Annotated in this window: 16 protein-coding genes and 1 pseudogene; 10 read left to right on the plus strand and 7 right to left on the minus strand. The window is 61.5% G+C overall.

What is annotated here, in order from left to right:
• Positions 1-74: 74 nt before the first annotated feature.
• From J2J98_RS16915 to J2J98_RS16930, 4 genes and pseudogenes are all read left to right on the plus strand, one after another.
• Positions 75-986, plus strand: coding sequence for a LysR family transcriptional regulator (locus tag J2J98_RS16915; protein WP_064706024.1), 912 nt, complete (start codon positions 75-77; stop codon positions 984-986).
• Positions 987-1,243: 257 nt separating this feature from the next.
• A pseudogene (locus tag J2J98_RS16920) lies at positions 1,244-1,420 on the plus strand (helix-turn-helix domain-containing protein); the annotation flags it as partial.
• 95 nt (positions 1,421-1,515) lie between these two features.
• Positions 1,516-1,830 carry a hypothetical protein gene (locus J2J98_RS16925; RefSeq protein ID WP_207601650.1) on the plus strand — a complete coding sequence of 105 codons (315 nt, stop codon included), beginning with the start codon at positions 1,516-1,518 and terminating at the stop codon, positions 1,828-1,830.
• Between the two features lie 50 nt (positions 1,831-1,880).
• Entirely contained in the window at positions 1,881-2,498 is a 618-nt protein-coding gene (locus J2J98_RS16930; protein ID WP_246569379.1) for a DNA-3-methyladenine glycosylase, read from the plus strand.
• On the opposite strand, the gene J2J98_RS16935 is transcribed toward J2J98_RS16930, so the two are convergent.
• Genes J2J98_RS16935 through J2J98_RS16945 form a run of 3 tightly spaced genes read right to left on the minus strand, consistent with a single transcriptional unit; the run spans position 2,499 to position 5,710 of the window.
• Entirely contained in the window at positions 2,499-4,040 is a 1,542-nt protein-coding gene (locus J2J98_RS16935; protein ID WP_207601651.1) for a DHA2 family efflux MFS transporter permease subunit, read from the minus strand.
• A complete protein-coding gene (locus J2J98_RS16940; protein ID WP_207601652.1) occupies positions 4,033-5,253 on the minus strand; it encodes an HlyD family secretion protein in 1,221 nt (406 codons plus the stop codon). The genes J2J98_RS16935 and J2J98_RS16940 overlap by 8 nt, the downstream gene beginning before the upstream one ends.
• Entirely contained in the window at positions 5,246-5,710 is a 465-nt protein-coding gene (locus J2J98_RS16945; protein WP_207601653.1) for a MarR family winged helix-turn-helix transcriptional regulator, read from the minus strand. Before J2J98_RS16945 ends, J2J98_RS16940 begins: the two co-directional genes overlap by 8 nt.
• A 217-nt stretch (positions 5,711-5,927) precedes the next feature.
• Between J2J98_RS16945 and J2J98_RS16950 the strand changes: the two genes are divergently transcribed.
• The 3 genes from J2J98_RS16950 to J2J98_RS16960 all read left to right on the plus strand — a co-directional run bounded on the left by J2J98_RS16950 (position 5,928) and on the right by J2J98_RS16960 (position 12,080).
• Positions 5,928-7,469, plus strand: coding sequence for a cation:proton antiporter (locus tag J2J98_RS16950; protein WP_207601654.1), 1,542 nt, complete (start codon positions 5,928-5,930; stop codon positions 7,467-7,469).
• Positions 7,470-7,719: 250 nt separating this feature from the next.
• Positions 7,720-8,898 carry an efflux RND transporter periplasmic adaptor subunit gene (locus tag J2J98_RS16955; RefSeq protein ID WP_207601655.1) on the plus strand — a complete coding sequence of 393 codons (1,179 nt, stop codon included), beginning with the start codon at positions 7,720-7,722 and terminating at the stop codon, positions 8,896-8,898.
• A complete protein-coding gene (locus J2J98_RS16960; protein ID WP_207601656.1) occupies positions 8,895-12,080 on the plus strand; it encodes an efflux RND transporter permease subunit in 3,186 nt (1,061 codons plus the stop codon). Before J2J98_RS16955 ends, J2J98_RS16960 begins: the two co-directional genes overlap by 4 nt.
• Positions 12,081-12,115: 35 nt before the next feature.
• Here the strand turns inward: J2J98_RS16960 and J2J98_RS16965 are convergent, their stop codons facing one another.
• Positions 12,116-12,853, minus strand: a complete 738-nt coding sequence (locus J2J98_RS16965; protein WP_138396515.1) for a metallophosphoesterase family protein — start codon at positions 12,851-12,853, stop codon at positions 12,116-12,118.
• A gap of 202 nt (positions 12,854-13,055) precedes the next feature.
• Between J2J98_RS16965 and J2J98_RS16970 the strand changes: the two genes are divergently transcribed.
• Positions 13,056-14,207: a monooxygenase gene (locus J2J98_RS16970; protein ID WP_207601657.1), complete on the plus strand. Its 1,152-nt coding sequence runs from the start codon at positions 13,056-13,058 to the stop codon at positions 14,205-14,207.
• A gap of 13 nt (positions 14,208-14,220) precedes the next feature.
• On the opposite strand, the gene J2J98_RS16975 is transcribed toward J2J98_RS16970, so the two are convergent.
• Entirely contained in the window at positions 14,221-14,685 is a 465-nt protein-coding gene (locus J2J98_RS16975) for an RrF2 family transcriptional regulator (protein WP_064706035.1), read from the minus strand.
• 163 nt (positions 14,686-14,848) lie between these two features.
• Positions 14,849-15,637: an SDR family NAD(P)-dependent oxidoreductase gene (locus tag J2J98_RS16980; protein WP_207601658.1), complete on the minus strand. Its 789-nt coding sequence runs from the start codon at positions 15,635-15,637 to the stop codon at positions 14,849-14,851.
• A gap of 139 nt (positions 15,638-15,776) precedes the next feature.
• Between J2J98_RS16980 and J2J98_RS16985 the strand changes: the two genes are divergently transcribed.
• Positions 15,777-16,547 (plus strand): TIM barrel protein, encoded by a 771-nt coding sequence (locus J2J98_RS16985; protein WP_207601659.1) that lies wholly within the window; start codon positions 15,777-15,779, stop codon positions 16,545-16,547.
• Here the strand turns inward: J2J98_RS16985 and J2J98_RS16990 are convergent.
• Positions 16,544-17,077 carry a carboxymuconolactone decarboxylase family protein gene (locus tag J2J98_RS16990; RefSeq protein WP_207601660.1) on the minus strand — a complete coding sequence of 178 codons (534 nt, stop codon included), beginning with the start codon at positions 17,075-17,077 and terminating at the stop codon, positions 16,544-16,546. The genes J2J98_RS16985 and J2J98_RS16990 overlap by 4 nt on opposite strands.
• Positions 17,078-17,166: 89 nt before the next feature.
• On the opposite strand from J2J98_RS16990, the gene J2J98_RS16995 reads away from it, so the two are divergent.
• Positions 17,167-17,640: a cupin domain-containing protein gene (locus J2J98_RS16995; protein ID WP_207601661.1), complete on the plus strand. Its 474-nt coding sequence runs from the start codon at positions 17,167-17,169 to the stop codon at positions 17,638-17,640.
• Positions 17,641-17,698: the final 58 nt, after the last annotated feature.

A 17,698-nucleotide genomic window follows, 5' to 3' on the forward strand; every position in this document is an offset into this window, starting at 1 on the left:
TAAGAAGCAATATCGCGATTACACTGTTCCAATTTTCGAATAATGGTGCAACGCAAACTGCGGACTTGAAACCGATGGATCAGCTCTCGGCAATGCGCGTCTTCATCCGTGTGGTGGAGACGGGCAATTTCACCCGCGCCGCCGACATGCTCGCCATGCCCAAAGCGACGGTGACCAACCTCATTCAGGGCCTCGAAGCGCATCTGCGCACCAAGCTTCTGAACCGTACCACGCGCCGGGTCATGGTAACCACGGACGGCGCGCTTTATTATGAACGCGCCGCCCAGATCATCTCCGAACTGGAAGAACTCGATGGCAGCCTCTCCAACTCGCAAAGCCTGCCGAGCGGGCGGCTGCGTATCGAGATGAGCGGCGCCTTTGCTGACGCCATCGTCGTTCCGGCGCTTTGTGACTTCTACCAGCGCTATCCCGACATCCGCCTGGATCTGGGGGTCGGCGACCGCACGGTGGACTACCTGGTCGAAAACGTCGATTGCGCGCTACGGGCGGGCACGCCCACCGACCAATCGCTGATTGCCCGGCGGGTTTCGGAGATGGAACTGATCACCTGCGCTTCGCCGAGCTACATTCAGAAATTCGGCATGCCCGAACGGCCGGAGGATTTGGAGGCCACGCACTACTCCGTCAATTATTTCCGCGCCCAAAACAACCGGACGCTGCCCTTCGAATTTCGCAGGGGCAACGAAATGGTCGAGACCACCCCGCGCTGCATCGCCTCGGTCAACGACAGCAGGACTTATCTGACCGCGGCCCTGACCGGGCTCGGCGTCGCGCAGGTGCCGACCTTCATGGCGCGTGAACCCATGCGGCGGGGCGAACTCATCCGCCTGCTGCCGGATTGGCGCCGCGATCCGGTTCCGCTCTATGTGGTCTATCCGCCGAACCGCCACCTCAGCAACAAGGTGCGCGTCTTCGTAGACTGGCTGGTGAAGCTTCTGGTCGAGGCCAGGCTGAACGATTTATAGGGCATGCCGCAGCGGCAAACAGATACGGCCCGGAAGGCAGGGGAGACCTTCGACGGGCCGCAATATTTTGAACATCGGGCCTGTCGCGCCGCTGCATGGGCGCGGCAGGCTCTGGAGGCTCGCGAGAGAGCGTCAGGGAACTCCGCTCTCTCGCGAGAAATTACTTATAAGCACTCTCCACAAGATTGTAAGAGGAAAAACCTACAAGCGTCGTTCACATAATCGCGGTGACGGCGCCTTCGTCAGATCGCACCGCCATGGACAGATTCGATGCCATGCGTGTGTCCTGCCGCGTTGTGGAGCGCCGCAGCTTCACCCTCGCAGCAGAAGACACAGGCGTGCCGCGCTCGACCGTTACCGATGCGGTCAAGCAGCCCGAGGCTCGCCTCGGCGTGCGCCTGCTCCAACGCACGACGCGCCATGTCAGTCCGACGCGTGCGTGTCTTCATCGATTGGCTGGTGAAGGTCTTCGCTCGACAAAATTCCAAAAACACGCTTTCCTAATATAAGCATTTTGGGGGGAAGAGCCATGGCACTCAGCGATATCACCGTCTACCAGACGGAAGACGGCTTCGTCGTCGAATTCGGCGGTGAAGGCGAAGACAGCATTGCCGTAACGCTGCGAAGCGCACCCGAACTGACATTGGAAAACGCGGTCCCGCGCGCCAAGGCCCTGCTTGCGGCAGCAATTGGATCTGCCCACGGCGACGGCGCGCGCAGCAAGGATCCGGCCTTGCTCGAAGAGGAACTGGAGGAGGGTCTGGAGGATTCCTTTCCGGCAAGCGATCCGGTCTCCGTCACCGTCTCCTCGATTCCGATGCGCGATCCCAACGCCGCTCGCTGACGCCCATCCGAAAGCGTGACGCGGTTTCGGGGTGACGAGGGACGCGCGGGATGTTATCTGCCTCGGCCATGACCGATGGTGGAATGACGAAGGGCGCGATCGGCGCCGGCGCGCTTGCCGGCGAAGGCCTCAGGACGTTTTTCGAGCGCGACGCGGTCACCGTGGCCCGCGACCTTCTGGGCTGCCATCTCGCAGTCGATGGCGCCGGCGGCCGGATCACCGAGACCGAAGCCTATTTCCCCGATGATGAAGCCTCGCACAGTTTTCGTGGCCCGACCAAGCGCAACGGCGCCATGTTCGGCCGACCCGGCAATGTCTACATCTACCGCATCTACGGCATGTACTGGTGCCTGAACTTCGTCTGCCATCCGGGCTCGGCGGTGCTGATCCGCGCACTTGAGCCGGAAACCGGAATTCCCGCCATGATGGAGCGGCGCGGCACCGATATGCTGACGGCGCTCTGCAGCGGCCCGGGCAAGCTCTGCCAGGCCCTCGGCATTGACATCGAAGTCAATGACCGGCTGCTCGACCGCCCGCCCTATGCGCTAACGCCGTCTGCGCCGGTGCCCATTGTCTCGGGAAAACGCATCGGCATTACAAAAAATGCCGAGGCACCCTGGCGTTTCGGCATTCAGGGATCGCGTTATCTCAGCAAACCTTTTCGCTGATTATTCCATGACGGCGCTGTGATCGACGGCGGGCGCCGCCTTCGGCTTGCGCAGCAAAAGCACCAGCGGAATCACCGCAAGCGACATCAGCATCAAAAGCTTGAAATCGTCCATATAGGCGATGATCGTCGATTGAAGCGTGATGATCTCGTTAAGCGAGGCGCGTCCGGCAGCCGTCACAGGACTAAGCCCCTGCGCCGCCGCGGCGTTGAAGGCATGGTTGAACGGCGTCACATAGGCCGCGATCGATTCGTGATTGCGCTGAGTATTCTCGACGATCAACGCCGAGACGATCGAAATGCCGACCGATGAGCCGATGTTTCGCGAAAGATTGTAGAGGCCGGTGCCATCGCCACGCATCTGGGAGGGCAGCGTGGCGAAAGCGATCGTCGTCAGCGGCACGAAGAGGAAGCCCAGGCCGGCACCCTGGATGAAGCCGATCGAGACGATCGTCCATTGCGAGACGTCGGGCGTCCAGCCCGTCATGTCGTACATCGCCCAGGCGGTGAGCCCGAGCCCCAGCACCAGCAGCCAACGCGTATCCACCTTGCCGATCAGCCGCCCGACGATGAACATGCAGAGCATGGTGCCGAGCCCGCGCGGCCCCATGACGATACCGGCGGTGATGACGGGATAGCCCATCAGGGTCTGCAGATAAGGCGTCATCAGTGCCAGCGAGGCGAGATAGGTGATGCCGATCACGAAGATGAAGATCATGCTGATCGTGAAGTTCTGATCGAGAAACAGCTTCGGGTTGACGAAGGATTTCTCTGCGGTCAGCGTGTGCACGAGGAGCAGATAGAACGCCGCGGCGCAGACGATCGCTTCGAGCATGATCTCGCCTGATGAGAACCAGTCGAGCTGCTCGCCGCGGTCCAGGAAGAGCTGGAGCGAGGCGATGAACAGGCTCATCATACCGAAACCGAACCAGTCCAGCTTGGCGAGCAGATCCCTCTTCGTTTCCGAGACGAAGATGATGATGCCGGCAAAAGCGAGCGCCCCGATCGGCACGTTGATGTAGAACACCCAGCGCCAGCTGATATTGTCGGTCAGCCAACCGCCGATGACGGGTCCGAGTACCGGCCCGACCATGACCGAGACGCCGAAGAGAGCCATCGCCGAGCCGCGCTCCTCGACGCTATAGATGTCGAGGAGGATGCCCTGGGAAAGTGGCACCAGCGATGCGCCAAAAAGGCCCTGCATCAGGCGAAAGACGACGATCTGGTTCAGCGATTGCGCAAGACCGCAGAGGATGGAGGCGCCGACGAAGCCGGCAACGGCGACGAGCAGCACGCGCTTGCGACCGAACCTGGCGGCGAGGAAACCCGAGGGCGGCGTCATGATCGCCGCCGCGACAATATAGGAGGTCAGGACCCAGTTGATCTGGTCGGCGGAAGCCGACACGCTGCCCTGGATATAGGGCAGCGCCACGTTGGCGATCGTCGTATCCAGCGCCTGCATGATGACGGCAAGAATGACGCAGGCCGTGATCGCGCCACGATTGGCGACCGGGTTCACCGGAGAGGGGGCAGCGTTAGTCATGGTCCTTGCCCTGAGGCCGGCCCAGAAGCTTGTTGACGAAATCCGGCAGGCCGCGGGCGTGGCCGGTATCGACATCGACGACCGTGCTCATGCCGACACGAAGCGGCGGCTTGCCTTGAGTATCCTCGATGCTGACGCGCATCGGGATGCGCTGGACGACCTTTACCCAGTTGCCGGTGGTGTTCTGCGCCGGCAGCAGCGAGAAGCTGGAGCCGGAGGCCGGGCTGATGCTCTCGATCTTGCCCTTCCATGTCACGCCAGGATAGGTGTCGACATGGATCTCGGCCGTCTGGCCCGGCTTGACGTAGGTCAGCTCGGTTTCCTTCGGGCTGGCGGCGATCCACAGGTGGTCTGTGGCGACAAGCGAGAATGCCTGCTGCGAAGCCTGCAAATAAGAGCCGACCTGCAGCGCGTTGACATTGGTGACGATACCGTCGAAGGGGGCCCTGACGACGCTGTGGTCGAACTCGCGCTGTGCATTATCGACCTGTGACTTGGCCTGCAGATAGAGCGGGTTTTCCTCGACCGGCTGGTCGGCGCTGCCGCCGAGCTGAGCGAGTGTCGTTGCCGCTTCCGCCTTGGCGACGGCGACCTTCTGTTGAGCAGCTTCGAGATTGTGCCTGGCCTCGTCATAGGCGGATTGCGTTGCACTGCCGTTGTTGACGAGGGCCTGCTGACGGTCGAACTGATCCTGGTAATAGGGCAGATCGGCCTCAGCTTGGGTGATCTCGGCGAGTGACTGCTGATAGCTCGCCTTGAGGTTCATGATCTGGTTGCGCTGCGCGCCGAGCTGCGCCCTGGCGCCATCGAGCGCAATCCTGAAGGAATCCGATTTGAGGCTGAAGAGCACCTGGCCCGCCTTGACCGCCTCGTTCTCGTGCACGTTGATCTCGTCGACGATGCCCGAGACATCAGTGGTGACCCCGACCATGTCGGCCTGAATATAGGCGTTATCGGTTGACATCACCTGGCCGCCATTGACGTAGTAATAACCGCCGATGACCAGCGCTGCCGGCAGAAGGGCGAAAAGGACGGGCCGTGTGAGACTGCGCCGGCGGCGGACCTTGTTGCCGCCAGGCGCAGCCACGGCGGCAGCCGGCGCTGAACTGGATGAAGGCGCTTCGGCTACCGTTTCCTGCTGTTTGATTTGGTTTGCTTCAGATGTCTTGGCATCGGCGTCTGCAACGACGCGGAGGTTGGGTTGATCAGCCATCGTTCATCTCATTCTCTTCCACCGGTGTTCGGCAAGCCTGCACCAGGTTCGTCTTCATTGCAGATAGGATCCGGTAAAGCTGCTCGCGCTGCTCGGCCGAAACGCCCTCCAGCGCCTCGGCTCGGGTGACATCGCCGAGTTCGCGCATTTCGGCGAGCAGCGGATGCGCCTCCTCGCGCATGTAGAGCAGCCAGACACGCCGGTCGGTGGGATGCTGGCGGCGCTCGATTAGCCCGCGCTCGGCGAGCTTGTCGAGGATGCGCACCAGCGTGATCGGCTCGATTTCGAGGATTTCGGCAAGGCCGCTTTGGTGGATGCCTTCGTTGTTTGAGAGATAGGCAAGTGTCTGCCATTGTGAACGCGTCAACCCAAGGCACTTCGCGCGCTGCTCGAACCGCTTGCGCAGCAGCCGCGCGACGTCGTGCAAAAGAAAACCGAGTGTCGGCGTGGCGCTCATGGGGACATTTGCCGGCTATTTATAAGCATACTTATGATATGGGTGATATATTCCTGCCGCGTGCACTGCACAAGGGTGCTTCAGGTAAATTCCGAAGCCGCGGCTAAAATGCCGCAGCCGCAGCGAGAAAAGCTGGCTTCGTACAGTGGCCGCAGACCGGCTTCGGCCCTAATTTTCGACAGAGATAGCCTCCGCCGGAGGCGTGCAGGAGGGCTGGATGGCGTTCTTCGAAAGCATGCTGACATTGCTTCTGGTAGCGATCGTCTTCCTGCAATTCTCTCGAAAATTCCGCATCCCTTATCCCACAATGCTGGCGATCGCCGGCATCATCGTTGCCGCTGTGCCCTGGGCGCCCGACGTCGCCATTGATCCGCAATTGGCGCTGGCGCTGTTGATCGCGCCCGTCCTCTTCGACGCTGCCTATGACCTGCCGCCACGGACGTTGAGGCGCAACTGGCTGCCGCTCTTCTCGCTCGCCGCCATTGCCGTCATCCTGACGGCCGTCGCAGTCGCCGCCGTCGCCATGACGACGGCCGGCCTGCCGCTTGCTGCAGCCTTGGCCCTCGGAGCCATCGTCGCACCACCCGATGCGGCAGCGGCAACCGCTATGCTCGACCGTTTCGAGCTGCCGCGGCAGACCTATGTGGTCCTTAAAGGCGAGAGCCTTTTGAACGATGCCGTCGCGCTCCTGATCTTCAGCGCGGCGGTGGCCGCCGCCTCAAGCCCGACCTTCTTCAGCGGCGCCCTTGCGCAACTGGCGCTGGCGGCGCCGGGAGGTATCATCCTCGGTTATCTCCTCGGCCGTCTCTACATGGTCATCGGAGTAAGACTCGCCGGCACGCTCGGCGGCACCTTGCTCGAATTCGTCGCCACGTTTGGCGCATGGATCATCGCCGAGCGGCTGCACCTTTCAGCGATTTTGACCATCGTCGTTTATGCGATGGTGATCGCCCGCTACATGCCCGAAAGGCAGACCGCCCGCCATCGCATCCACTCCTATTCGGTTTGGGAAGCCGCGGTCTTCCTGGTCAACGTGCTCGCCTTCCTGCTGATGGGGCTGCAAGTCCGCCAAATCTTCGTTGATATCGACCCCGGTCGACTCGACTTCGCGATCACCCTGGCCGCCTCGGTCTTCATCACCGTCATCGTGGTCCGCCTGGCTTGGGTGCTTCTCTATAACCGTGTGATTACCTTTCTGGCGGTGCGTAGGCTGACGAAACAGGCCGTTCCTACTTTCGCGACGAGCCTTATCGCCGGATGGTGCGGAATGCGCGGCCTCGTGACGCTGGCGACCGCGCTCGCCTTGCCGATCGACTTCCACGACCGCGACATCATCCTACTCAGCGCCCTTGCCGTAGTCCTCGGCACACTCATCGTTCAGGGGCTGACGCTCGGGCCGCTGATCCGCTTCCTGAAATTTGATCCGGACACCTCCTTGGACCGTGATCTCACAAAAGCCCGCATCGCGCTCATTGATGCAGCGCTTGCCGAGCTTGACGGCGATGAAAAATCCACCCGCATCTTGCGCGATGTCTACACCTCCGAGCGTGAGATCGCCGCTGACGGAAAACACCCGCGCGAGGTCAGCCGGCTTGACAAACAGCGCCGCAACGTCATCACCGCCAAACGCCGCAAACTGGCGGCGATGCGCCGCGCCGGCGAGATCGACGACGATGTCTTTCACATGCTGGAACAGGAACTTGACTGGGCCGAACTCGCAGCCTTACCGCCAGGCCGCGATGAGATTGTCGAAAGCTGACGCCGCTCGTAAAGAATTGATAACCGCCGGCAATTGGCATTTGCTATTTTTCGCGGCAGCCGTTTATATCCCGTTCCATAGCGTTAAGACTTTCCATTGTGCGTCGCATGCCGGCCTTCCCTTCCATCGATCGGATGCCGGGGGTATCACGGGAGCCTAGGCTTCCGTTCACAGCAGCAAGACATGAATAGCATAACTTCATCTTAGCTTCGGCGGCAGTCGATCGGCCGTCGAGATTGGAGGGACCGGTATGACTTACGTGCTTCGACGGATATTGATGCTCGGCTGTATCACCACATTCATGCCCTTGGCCGCAATGGCCCAAGGCGCTCCCTCCGCGCCTCCTCCCGTTACTGTCGCAAAGCCTGTCGTGCGTGATGTCGTCGATAATGACGAATTCATCGGCCGTTTCCAGCCGGTCGATGAGGTTTCCGTGCGCTCGCGCGTCGGCGGCTATCTGCAGGAAGTTCATTTCGAGGACGGCGCCCTGGTCAAGCAGGGCGACCTGCTCTTCGTCATCGACCAACGTCCGTTCATAACCGCGCTCAACCAAGCAAAGGCCGCGCTTGAAGCGGCGCAATCCACCCTTGTCTTCGCCGATGCGCAGTATAAGCGCGCCCAGTCGCTTGCTTCGAGCGGCAGCCAATCCGCACAGACGCTTGATGATCGCCGCCGCGAATTCGATTCCGCCCAGGCCAATGTCCGCGGCGCGCAGGCTGCCGCTGATCGCGCAGCTCTCGACCTTGAATATACCGAGATCAAGGCGCCGCTCAGCGGCCGCATCGACCGTCGTCTGATCTCGACGGGCAACCTGGTGCAAGCAGACCAGACGGTGCTCACAACGATCGTTTCCCTCGATCCGATCGATTTCTATTTCGATGTCGACGAGCGCCGACTGCTCAATTTCGCCGACACCGCACGCAAGATGGGCACGGACCTCCAACAAGGCGGCGGCGGCGTGGACGTCTCCGTCACGATCTCGGACCCCACCGCCAAGCCCTTCAAGGGAAAACTCGATTTCGCCGAGAACCGGGTCGACAATGAGAGCGGCACCATCCGCATCCGCGCTCGCCTAGCAAATCCCGATCTCGTCCTGCAGCCGGGCCTGTTTGGCCGTGTGCAGGTCGCAGCCTCCAACACCTATAAGGCTATTCTCGTGCCGGATGAGGCGATTGGTTCGGATCAGAATGAACGCGTCGTCTATGTCGTTGACGCGCAAGGCAAGGTTTCGACCAAGCCGGTGCGGCCTGGACCACGGCTCTACGGCTATCGCGTTATTCGCGAGGGCCTCGACGGCACCGAGACGATCATCGTCAACGGCCTGATGCGCGCAAGGCCGGGTTCGACAATCACGCCTCAGATGAGCGAACTGCCGCAGGAGCGGCAGGATACTCCGCCGGAAGCCGCAAATGCGGAGACCGGACAATGAGATTTGCGCACTTCTTCGTGGATCGGCCGATTTTCGCGGCCGTCATTTCGATCCTCTTCCTCGTCGTCGGCGGCATCGCCTATACGCAGTTGCCGGTCTCCCAATATCCGGAGATCGCGCCGCCCACGATCGTCGTGCGCACCTCCTATCCCGGCGCGGACCCGCAGACCATCGCCGACACCGTTTCGACGCCGCTGGAACAGCAGATCAACGGCGTCGAGGACATGCTCTACATGTCCTCCTATTCAAGCGCCGACGGCGCCATGTCGCTGACGATCACCTTCAAGCTCGGCACTGATCTCGACAAGGTCCAGGTGCTGGTCCAGAACCGCGTGTCCATCGCGCTGCCCCGTCTTCCCGAGGAAGTCCAGCGGCTCGGCGTCACCACGGACAAGAGCTCGCCCGACCTGATGATGGTGGTGCACCTCCTGTCGCCGTCGCATCGTTACGACCAGCTTTACGTCTCGAACTATGCCCGCAACCGCATCCGCGACGTGCTCGTGCGTCTCGACGGCGTGGGCGACGTGCAGATCTTCGGCGAGCGCCAGTATTCGATGCGAATCTGGCTGGATCCGGAAAAACTCTCTGCCTACGGCATGACGTCGGACGACGTGGTCTCCGCCTTGAGGGACCAGAACGTCCAGGTCTCCGGAGGCAAGATCGGCGCACCGCCGGTGACCGGCAGGAACGCTTTCGAATATACAGTGCGAACGGACGGGCGCTTCTCCGACGTGCGCGAATTCCGCTACGTCATCGTCAAATCGACGGGAGCCGGCCGGCTCGTGCAGTTGCAGGATGTCGCCCGCATCGAACTCGGCGCACAGGACTACGTCACCAACAGTTACCTCAACAACGATCCCGCGGTTGCGCTTGGTATTTTCGCTCGGCCAGGCACCAACGCCCTCGACACAGCCCATCAAGTTCAGACGATCATGAAGGAGATCTCACAGAATTTCCCGCAGGGGCTGGAATATCGCATCGTCTACGACACAACCGAATTCATCTCGGCTTCGATCAACGAGGTGTATAAAACCATCGCCGAAGCGGCCATCCTGGTGGCGATCGTCGTTCTGGTCTTCCTGCAATCCTGGCGAACTGCGATCATACCGATCGTCGCCATCCCCGTCTCGCTGATCGGCACCTTCGCCGTCCTCCTGGCCTTCGGCTTTTCGCTCAACATGCTGACGCTCTTCGGCCTCGTGCTGGCGATCGGTATCGTCGTCGACGACGCGATCGTGGTGGTGGAAAACGTCGAGCGTAATCTGGCGCGCGGCATGACGCCGAAAGAGGCCTCCCACGTCACCATGGACGAAGTGGGAACCGCGGTCATCGCCATCTCCCTGGTGCTGATCGCGGTCTTCGTGCCGACGGCCTTTATTCCCGGCATTTCAGGCCAGTTCTATAGGCAGTTTGCTGTCACCATCGCCGTCACCACCGCGATTTCGGCGTTGAACTCACTGACGCTTTCGCCCGCTCTCGCAGGCATATTGCTGAAACCCCACGACCACGAGAGAAAGCGCAGAAGCATCGCATCGCGCTTGGGAACCGGCCTTGCGAACGGTTTCAATCGCGGCTTCGACCGGATGAGCTCCGGCTATTCCTGGACGGTCCGGCACCTGGTCAGCAGCTGGGTGGGATTGACCTGCTCAATGGTCGCCTTCGCCGGACTTCTCGGCGCGACCTGGTATATGACCACGAAGGTCCCTTCTGGCTTCATTCCGACCATGGACCAGGGCTACGCGATCATCGTGGTGCAGCTTCCGGATGGCGCCTCACTTGCCCGTACGGATGCCGTCGTTAAACAGGTGGGCGATATCGCCCGAACCGTGCCCGGTGTCGGCAATGCCGTGCAATTTGCCGGTTTCAGCGGAGCAACATTTACCAACGCCTCGAATTCCGGCGTCGTTTTCGTTCCGTTCAAATCCTTCGCCGAGCGCGAGGAAGGCGGAGACAACGCCAACAAGATCATCGGCGAGCTCTTCGGCAAGCTGCAAAGCATCCAGGAAGCCTTCATCATCGCCATCCCGCCGCCGTCCGTGCGCGGCGTCGGCAACTCCGGCGGCTTCAAGATGCAGATTTCCGATCTTGAAAACCCGGATATGACGCGCGTGCTCGGCCTTGCCCGTCAGATGATGGGGGCGGCGGCAACGACCGAGGGACTGACCGGCGTCTTTACGACCTTCTCCGATGCCAGCCCCCAATATTTCCTGTCGATCGACCGTGACAAGGCGCGCTTCCTGAACGTGCCGATTCCCAATATCTTCAACGCGCTGTCGATCAATCTCGGCGTCGCTTACGTCAACGACTTCAATGCCTTCGGCCGTGTCTACCAGGTTCGCGCCCAGGCCGACCGGCAATATCGCATGGACAGGGAAGACATCCTCGCCCTGAAAGTGCGCTCGGCGACCGGCGCGCTGGTGCCGCTCGGAACCCTGATGGATATTCAGGATTCCAGCGGGCCGGCGCTCGTTCAGCGCTACAACATGTATGTCTCGGTGCCGCTGCAGGGCAATCCGACGCCCGGCACCTCGACGGGCGATGCCCTGAAGAAGATGGAGGAGCTGGCGGCCAAGATCCTGCCGCCGGGGACAACCTTCGAATGGACGGAGCTTGCCTATCAGGAAACCCATACTGGCAATACCGCCGTCTACATCTTCGCCCTGTCCGTCATTTTCGTCTTCCTGGCGCTGGCCGCCCAATATGAAAGCTGGGTTCTGCCGCTTGCCATCATTCTCATCGTTCCGCTTGCCGTGCTCGCAGCACTGATCGGGGTGTCGCTGAGAGGAATGGACAACAACGTCCTGACGCAGATCGGCCTGATCGTGCTGATCGGGCTGGCGGCCAAGAACGCCATTCTGATCGTCGAATTTGCAAGACAGGCGGAAGAGGAAGGCAAGTCGCCGGTGGAGGCGGCTATCGAGGCGAGTCATCTTCGACTGCGCCCGATCCTGATGACGGCATTCGCCTTCATCTTCGGCGTCCTGCCGCTTGCAATCGCCACCGGTCCCGGCGCCGAAATGCGCCAGTCGCTCGGCACCGCCGTCTTCTCGGGCATGCTCGGCGTAACGCTCTTCGGCCTGTTCCTGACGCCAGTCTTCTACGTCGTGCTGCGCGGCCGGCGCCGCAGCCGCTCGGTTGAAAGGCCGGTCGAAGCCGTTCCGACCGAAAGGGAGACGGTCTGATCGCCGTGGTGGCACAGCCTCCCGGCGGGATGATGTCAGGTGGAAAACAGATGCACCCGGCCCTGCCAAAACCGGGCGACAGTCAGTCTGCCGCTGCGAAAGGCGCGCGTATCGAGGTTGAGTCGCCTCGGGCGAATGTCGGGCTCGTCGCTGGGCGTATGGCCATGTACGACGAGTTTTGGCAAAGGGACTCTGCTTTCGAGAAAGCGATGCCGGATGAGGACCAGGTCCTCCTCCGTCTGCGCGGAGAGCGGCAGCATCGGATCGATGCCCGCATGCACGAACACCACGCTCGGCGTGTCCAGCATGATGGGCAGCGTTCGCATGAAATCGATATGCGTATGCGGCAGCGACTGCCGCAGGAAGGCGTCGAGCTGCACGCCGGAGGGGAAGACCAGCGGCAGATGCTCCGGATCAAGCCCGTAGGATTTAAGCAATTCCGCCGACCCCATCCGCATCCAGTCGTCATAAGAAAGCCAGCCGTCGATATAATCGAGCATGGCGATCTCGTGATTTCCGGCAAGGCAGATACGATCGAAACCATCAGGCGGCGGCTCCATGAGATGATCGATGACCTGCGCCGATTCCGGGCCGCGGTCGACATAGTCACCGAGTGTCACGATCAGCTTTTGTCCGGGCAGCCGCGCGCCATCGCGCAGGATCGCCTCCTCCGCTTTCAAGAGCAGGTCGTAGCGGCCGTGAATGTCGCCGATTGCATAGGTTGGAATATCGGCAATATCCAGCGTCAGACGCGGTCTCGGCTGGCGCCCCATTTTCCAAACCTCGCTATGGCGCGCTTGGTGCGTCGCCATCATTTTCTCAATCAAGAAAGCCCCGGTTAACCATAAGTAGCGTGGAGGGCGAGGCGATCAAGTTGGTGAGAAAATTCGAAGCATCGGGTTTTTCTGGAAAAACGGTTCTTATCATTAGCAGCAAAATCCTTCACTCCTGTCACGGTCGAGGAAAGAGTGAGCGATGGGAACGGTATCGCAGTTTCAAGACCGCCTGAGGCCGCCAGCACGCCGCATCGAAACCGAGGAGGAGGCGGTATCCACAGCTCGCAACCTCGCGGACACGTTCCGTCACCATGCAAGTGAGCGTGACATCAACCGCATCCTGCCTTTTGCCGAGCTCGACGCGCTGTCGGTGTCGGGACTGACGGCAATCTCTGTCCCGCCCGAGCATGAGGGGCTCGACGTACCGAATGCCCTGCTCGCCGAAATCGTTGCGATCGTTGCCGAGGCCGACGCCTCGATCGGCGAGGCCCTGGAAAATCACTTTTCCGTACTGGAGACGCTCCGTACCCAGGCGGCCGAGGATCTGAAGGCATCGCTGTTTGCGCATGTTCTGCTCGGCGACCGCTTCGCCGGTGCAACGGTCGCCGACGGCACCGAGCTGTCGGCCGAAGGACCGGGCTACCGCCTGAGCGGACGGATGCGGCAGGCGCCCGGTATTCTCTATGCCGATTGGATTGCCGCTGCCGTCACACTTCCGCCCAGCCGCCCGGTGACGCTCTACCTCAGCCGGAATGGCGAAGACGTTCAAGTGATCGATGATTGGGATGGTTTCGGCCAGCGCACCAATGGATCGGCAACGACGATCGCCGGCGCAATTCATGTCAATGTTGACGCGATTGCGCCGGCCCCTTCGTCCGGATATCCGACCGGCATTTCGCTCGGCCTGTTGCTCAAGGCGGGCGTAAGCCTCGGCATCGCGCGCGCGGCATGGGCCGACCTGAAGACAACGATTGACGAGCGCACCGTCAACGCCTCCCGGCTCGGCGAACACGCCGTCGGCATCGAAATTGCGGCGGCAGCTCTGGAGCGGGCGGGCCGCAAACTCGACATTGCCCAGGTCAATCCTGTCGAGGCTGCGATGGCGGATGCCTATTTTTCCGCCTCGGCCGCCGCGATCACTGCCGGAGAAACGGCACTCAGCGCCGCAAACGCGCTGTTCGAGCTCGCGGGCGAAGCGTCAACCGGCATCGGCCTCAATCTCGACCGACATTGGCGCAACGCCCGCATCCACGCGCTGTCGCTGCCGCGGGATGGATTGCTGCACCGCGCCGGCGACTATATGTCGAAACAAAGCCTGCATGATCTCGGCACGGCGCCCTATAGCCCGTGAAAACGAATCGGTCTCAGCTGGCGGCGGAGATCGGCAATTCGTCCCCGGCATCTTCAATGCGGCCGCCGGCTGCGACGAACTGGTCGAGGGTCATATTATCCAGAATGGCGGCGATCGCGTCCCGGACATCGGTCATCGAACGCCGCACCTGACAGGTTTCCGGATCGGCGCAGTCGTCGCAGGCCTCGTAAGCCGTGCGGCTGGCGCAGCGAATCGGTGCCAGCGGACCGTCGAGCGTGCGGATGACATGGCCGATGCGGATCTCGGAAGCCGGCCGCGAGAGAGAATATCCGCCGCCGGGCCCCTTCTTTGAACGCAGGATACCGACATTGCGCAGTTCGAGCAGGATCGTGTCGAGAAACTTCTTCGGAATATTGTTGCGCGCCGCGACGTCATTGATGAAGGCGGTCTCGCCCGGCGCCAGTCGCGCCAGATCGACCAGTGCCTTCAGGCCGTATTTTCCCTTCTTCGTCAGCATCGTCGTCGCCTTTTGGAACCCGTAATATTTGCCCCTCAATAGCAGGCAAATAACGTCGAAAGCGTGAAGATACAACAAAATAGCTAATATTTATAGCTTGTATCGGCAACGTCCACAGCAGCGGCGGACCAGCTTGCTGCACTGCTCTTTGCGACAGCTTCGATCAAATCGTCTTCAGCATGCCGCCATCGACGAAATAAGTCGATCCGATGCAGTAGCTCGCCCGCTCCGAACTCAGAAAGACGAAGACATTGGCCAGTTCCTCCGGCGTGCCGAAGCGTTTGGAGGCCGCATGCTCATTGGCAACGCTCTGCAGGTATCCTTCCCAGTTTCCGCCGCTTTCGGCCGTCAGCTGCTTGGCGGTCTTGATCCAGTCGGGCGTCAGGATCAGGCCGGCATTGATGCAGTTGACGCGGATATTGTCCTGGATGAGTTCGGTCGAGAGCGTCTTTGAAAACATCATCAGCGCCGATTTGCTCACATTATAGATCGGCTCGTACCAGAGTGGCTGGACGGCGCAGATCGAGGCATTGTGCAAGATCACACCGCCGCCACGTTTCTTCATCTGCGGTGCGATGCCGCGCGCAAGCCTGACGGCGGCCATTACATGCAGGTCCCAATAGGCTTGCCATTTCTCGTCCGGCGCCTCCATGACGGTCTCGTTCGATCCGGTTCCGGCATTGTTGATGAGGATATCGGCGCCACCCTTTTCGGCAGCCGCCGCTATGATCGCCTCCGTTCCCGCAGCCGTAGCAACGTCGGCGGCGACGGCGGTGGCGCTGACGCCGAATTTCTCCGCAATGCGACCGGCCTCGGCCTCGAGCCGATCGCCGCCGCGCGCCGCCAGCACGAGGTCCACGCCCTCAGCCGCCAGCCCTTCGGCGATCGCCAGTCCGATGCCGACCGACGCACCCGTTATGACGGCGATCTTACCCCTCAATCCCAGATCCATGTCTTCCTCCAGAAGCGCCGGCCACCCCGGCAGAAGGTGACGAGTGTTCCGTCAATGAATCCCGTCGTCAAGCACCCAAACGCCTCTTGCCGCAGACTCCGTTCTGTCGCAGCCTGAGCCCGTACCGGAGGAGTTTTTCATGCGACTTTATTCAGCCTGCATAGAGTGGCTGTTTGCCGAAGAGGTCGACAGCTTTGCCGACCGGATCCGCCGCGCCCATGCTGGCGGCCTGACGGCAGTCGAATTCTGGCGCTGGACCGACAAGGATCTGGATGCCATCGCGGCGGCGCTGAAGGAAACCGGCCTCGCCGTCACCAGCCTCGTCGCCGAACCGATGATCGCGCTGACCGACGCTGCCAACCGGCAGGCCTGGCTGGTGGGCCTTACCGAGTCCGTCACTGTTGCCAAGCGCCTCGGCGCGCCCGTGTTGATCGCCCAGGCCGGCGACGATCTTCCCGGCCGCAGCCGTGAAGAACAGCGCCGGGCGCTCACCGAAACGCTGAAATCAGGCGCCGATATCCTCAAAGGCAGTGGCGTGCGCCTCGGCGTCGAACCGCTCAACATCCGCATCGACCATGTCGGCTATTTCCTCGACTCGACCCGCGAAGTCCTCGACATCGTCGATGACGTCGCCCGCCCCGAGATCGGCATCGTCTACGACCTCTACCATTCCGCCGTGATGGATGAACGCACCGAAGAGGTGCTGGACGGCCGTCTGGATCGGGTTTTCCATGTTCATGTCGCCGATCATCCCGGTCGCAACGAACCGGGCTCCGGCAGCATCGACCTTGCCCGCCGCCTCGACTGGATCTTCGCCAACGGCTATGCCGGCGCCGTCGGCCTGGAATACCGGCCGACCAGATCCGGCGCAGACGCGGTCAGGGCCGCCATTGCTTCACTTGGCGCCTAGGCTGAGCCGGCTTCCGCGAAGGCTTCGAGCTCAGGGTCGAGCTCGACCTCGACCACATTGTTGAACACGGCCGTCGCCAGCATGATGCCGGCAAAGGCGATGAGGTCGACGAGTACCTTGGTCTCGTAGCGGTCCTTCAGCCTTGCCCAGAGCTCGACCGGAACGGCGTTGGAATCGGTGACAACAGCCCTGCCGAAGGCGTCGAGCAGTGCCTCCGCTTCGGAAAGCTGCAATGCGTCGGGATCGAAGCCCTTGTTGATCAAGGCTCGGCGAAAGAAGGTGATGGCGATCTTCGATTTCGCGGCCTTCGAGATCGCATGCGAGAAGATCCAGATCTCGCGGTCGCCGATGACAGGATCGAGCTCGGACCGCAGCGTGAACCATTCGGCATAGATGCGATGAGCGACCGGCGAATGTAACAGCGTCCGCTTCATGTTGGTCATGCGCCCGCGCAGCCTGACCTCCTCGTCATGCGCCGCACGAACCTCTGGTGAAGCACTGTCGTAATCGATCTGTGGCAGGTGGCTCATCAGGCGCGCCCTTTCTGATGCACGAAGTAAATCTGCTTGGCCGTCGCCGAACTCCCGCCTAGATTGGTCCGATCGAGCGGAGGCTGGGCATGAGCGACGACCACGAGCATTCTCACATCGACTGGCGCGAACATGGCGTCAAGGTCATTCCCGGCAATTCGCTCGACCCGAACACGGCGCAGACGCCGGGCATGAGCCGCGCGACTGCGATCAACAATGCGCGGGCCGGGGCCGAGAAGATCTGGGCCGGGACGGTGACGATCCATGCCAATGCCAAGACCGGCGCCCATCACCACGGCGATCTCGAAAGCATTATCTACGTGGTCAAGGGCAAGGCCCGCATGCGCTGGGGCGATCATCTGGAATATACCGCCGAGGCCGGCCCGGGCGACTTCATCTACATCCCGCCCTATGTGCCGCATCAGGAGATCAACGCCAGCCGTGACGAGACGCTGGAATGCGTGCTCGTCCGCTCGGGTCAGGAGCCCGTCGTTGTCAATCTCAACATTGAGCCGGTCGAGAAGCCGGAAGACGTTCCCTGGATCGATCCAATCCACCGCTGAGGGCTGTCTCCCGCCGCCAGCAACGCCTTGGTGAGAGGCGCGCCGCAAGGGGCGCAGC

It is taken from the genome of Rhizobium bangladeshense, assembly GCF_017357245.1.
Lineage (GTDB): Bacteria > Pseudomonadota > Alphaproteobacteria > Rhizobiales > Rhizobiaceae > Rhizobium > Rhizobium bangladeshense.

Coding starts and splice junctions, on each gene's coding strand:
- J2J98_RS16915 (WP_064706024.1), top strand. CDS start 75: ATGGATCAGCTCTCGGCAATGCGCGTCTTCATCCGTGTGGTGGAGACG.
- J2J98_RS16925 (WP_207601650.1), top strand. CDS start 1,516: ATGGCACTCAGCGATATCACCGTCTACCAGACGGAAGACGGCTTCGTC.
- J2J98_RS16930 (WP_246569379.1), top strand. CDS start 1,881: ATGTTATCTGCCTCGGCCATGACCGATGGTGGAATGACGAAGGGCGCG.
- J2J98_RS16935 (WP_207601651.1), bottom strand. CDS start 4,040: ATGACTAACGCTGCCCCCTCTCCGGTGAACCCGGTCGCCAATCGTGGC.
- J2J98_RS16940 (WP_207601652.1), bottom strand. CDS start 5,253: ATGGCTGATCAACCCAACCTCCGCGTCGTTGCAGACGCCGATGCCAAG.
- J2J98_RS16945 (WP_207601653.1), bottom strand. CDS start 5,710: ATGAGCGCCACGCCGACACTCGGTTTTCTTTTGCACGACGTCGCGCGG.
- J2J98_RS16950 (WP_207601654.1), top strand. CDS start 5,928: ATGGCGTTCTTCGAAAGCATGCTGACATTGCTTCTGGTAGCGATCGTC.
- J2J98_RS16955 (WP_207601655.1), top strand. CDS start 7,720: ATGACTTACGTGCTTCGACGGATATTGATGCTCGGCTGTATCACCACA.
- J2J98_RS16960 (WP_207601656.1), top strand. CDS start 8,895: ATGAGATTTGCGCACTTCTTCGTGGATCGGCCGATTTTCGCGGCCGTC.
- J2J98_RS16965 (WP_138396515.1), bottom strand. CDS start 12,853: ATGGGGCGCCAGCCGAGACCGCGTCTGACGCTGGATATTGCCGATATT.
- J2J98_RS16970 (WP_207601657.1), top strand. CDS start 13,056: ATGGGAACGGTATCGCAGTTTCAAGACCGCCTGAGGCCGCCAGCACGC.
- J2J98_RS16975 (WP_064706035.1), bottom strand. CDS start 14,685: ATGCTGACGAAGAAGGGAAAATACGGCCTGAAGGCACTGGTCGATCTG.
- J2J98_RS16980 (WP_207601658.1), bottom strand. CDS start 15,637: ATGGATCTGGGATTGAGGGGTAAGATCGCCGTCATAACGGGTGCGTCG.
- J2J98_RS16985 (WP_207601659.1), top strand. CDS start 15,777: ATGCGACTTTATTCAGCCTGCATAGAGTGGCTGTTTGCCGAAGAGGTC.
- J2J98_RS16990 (WP_207601660.1), bottom strand. CDS start 17,077: ATGAGCCACCTGCCACAGATCGATTACGACAGTGCTTCACCAGAGGTT.
- J2J98_RS16995 (WP_207601661.1), top strand. CDS start 17,167: ATGAGCGACGACCACGAGCATTCTCACATCGACTGGCGCGAACATGGC.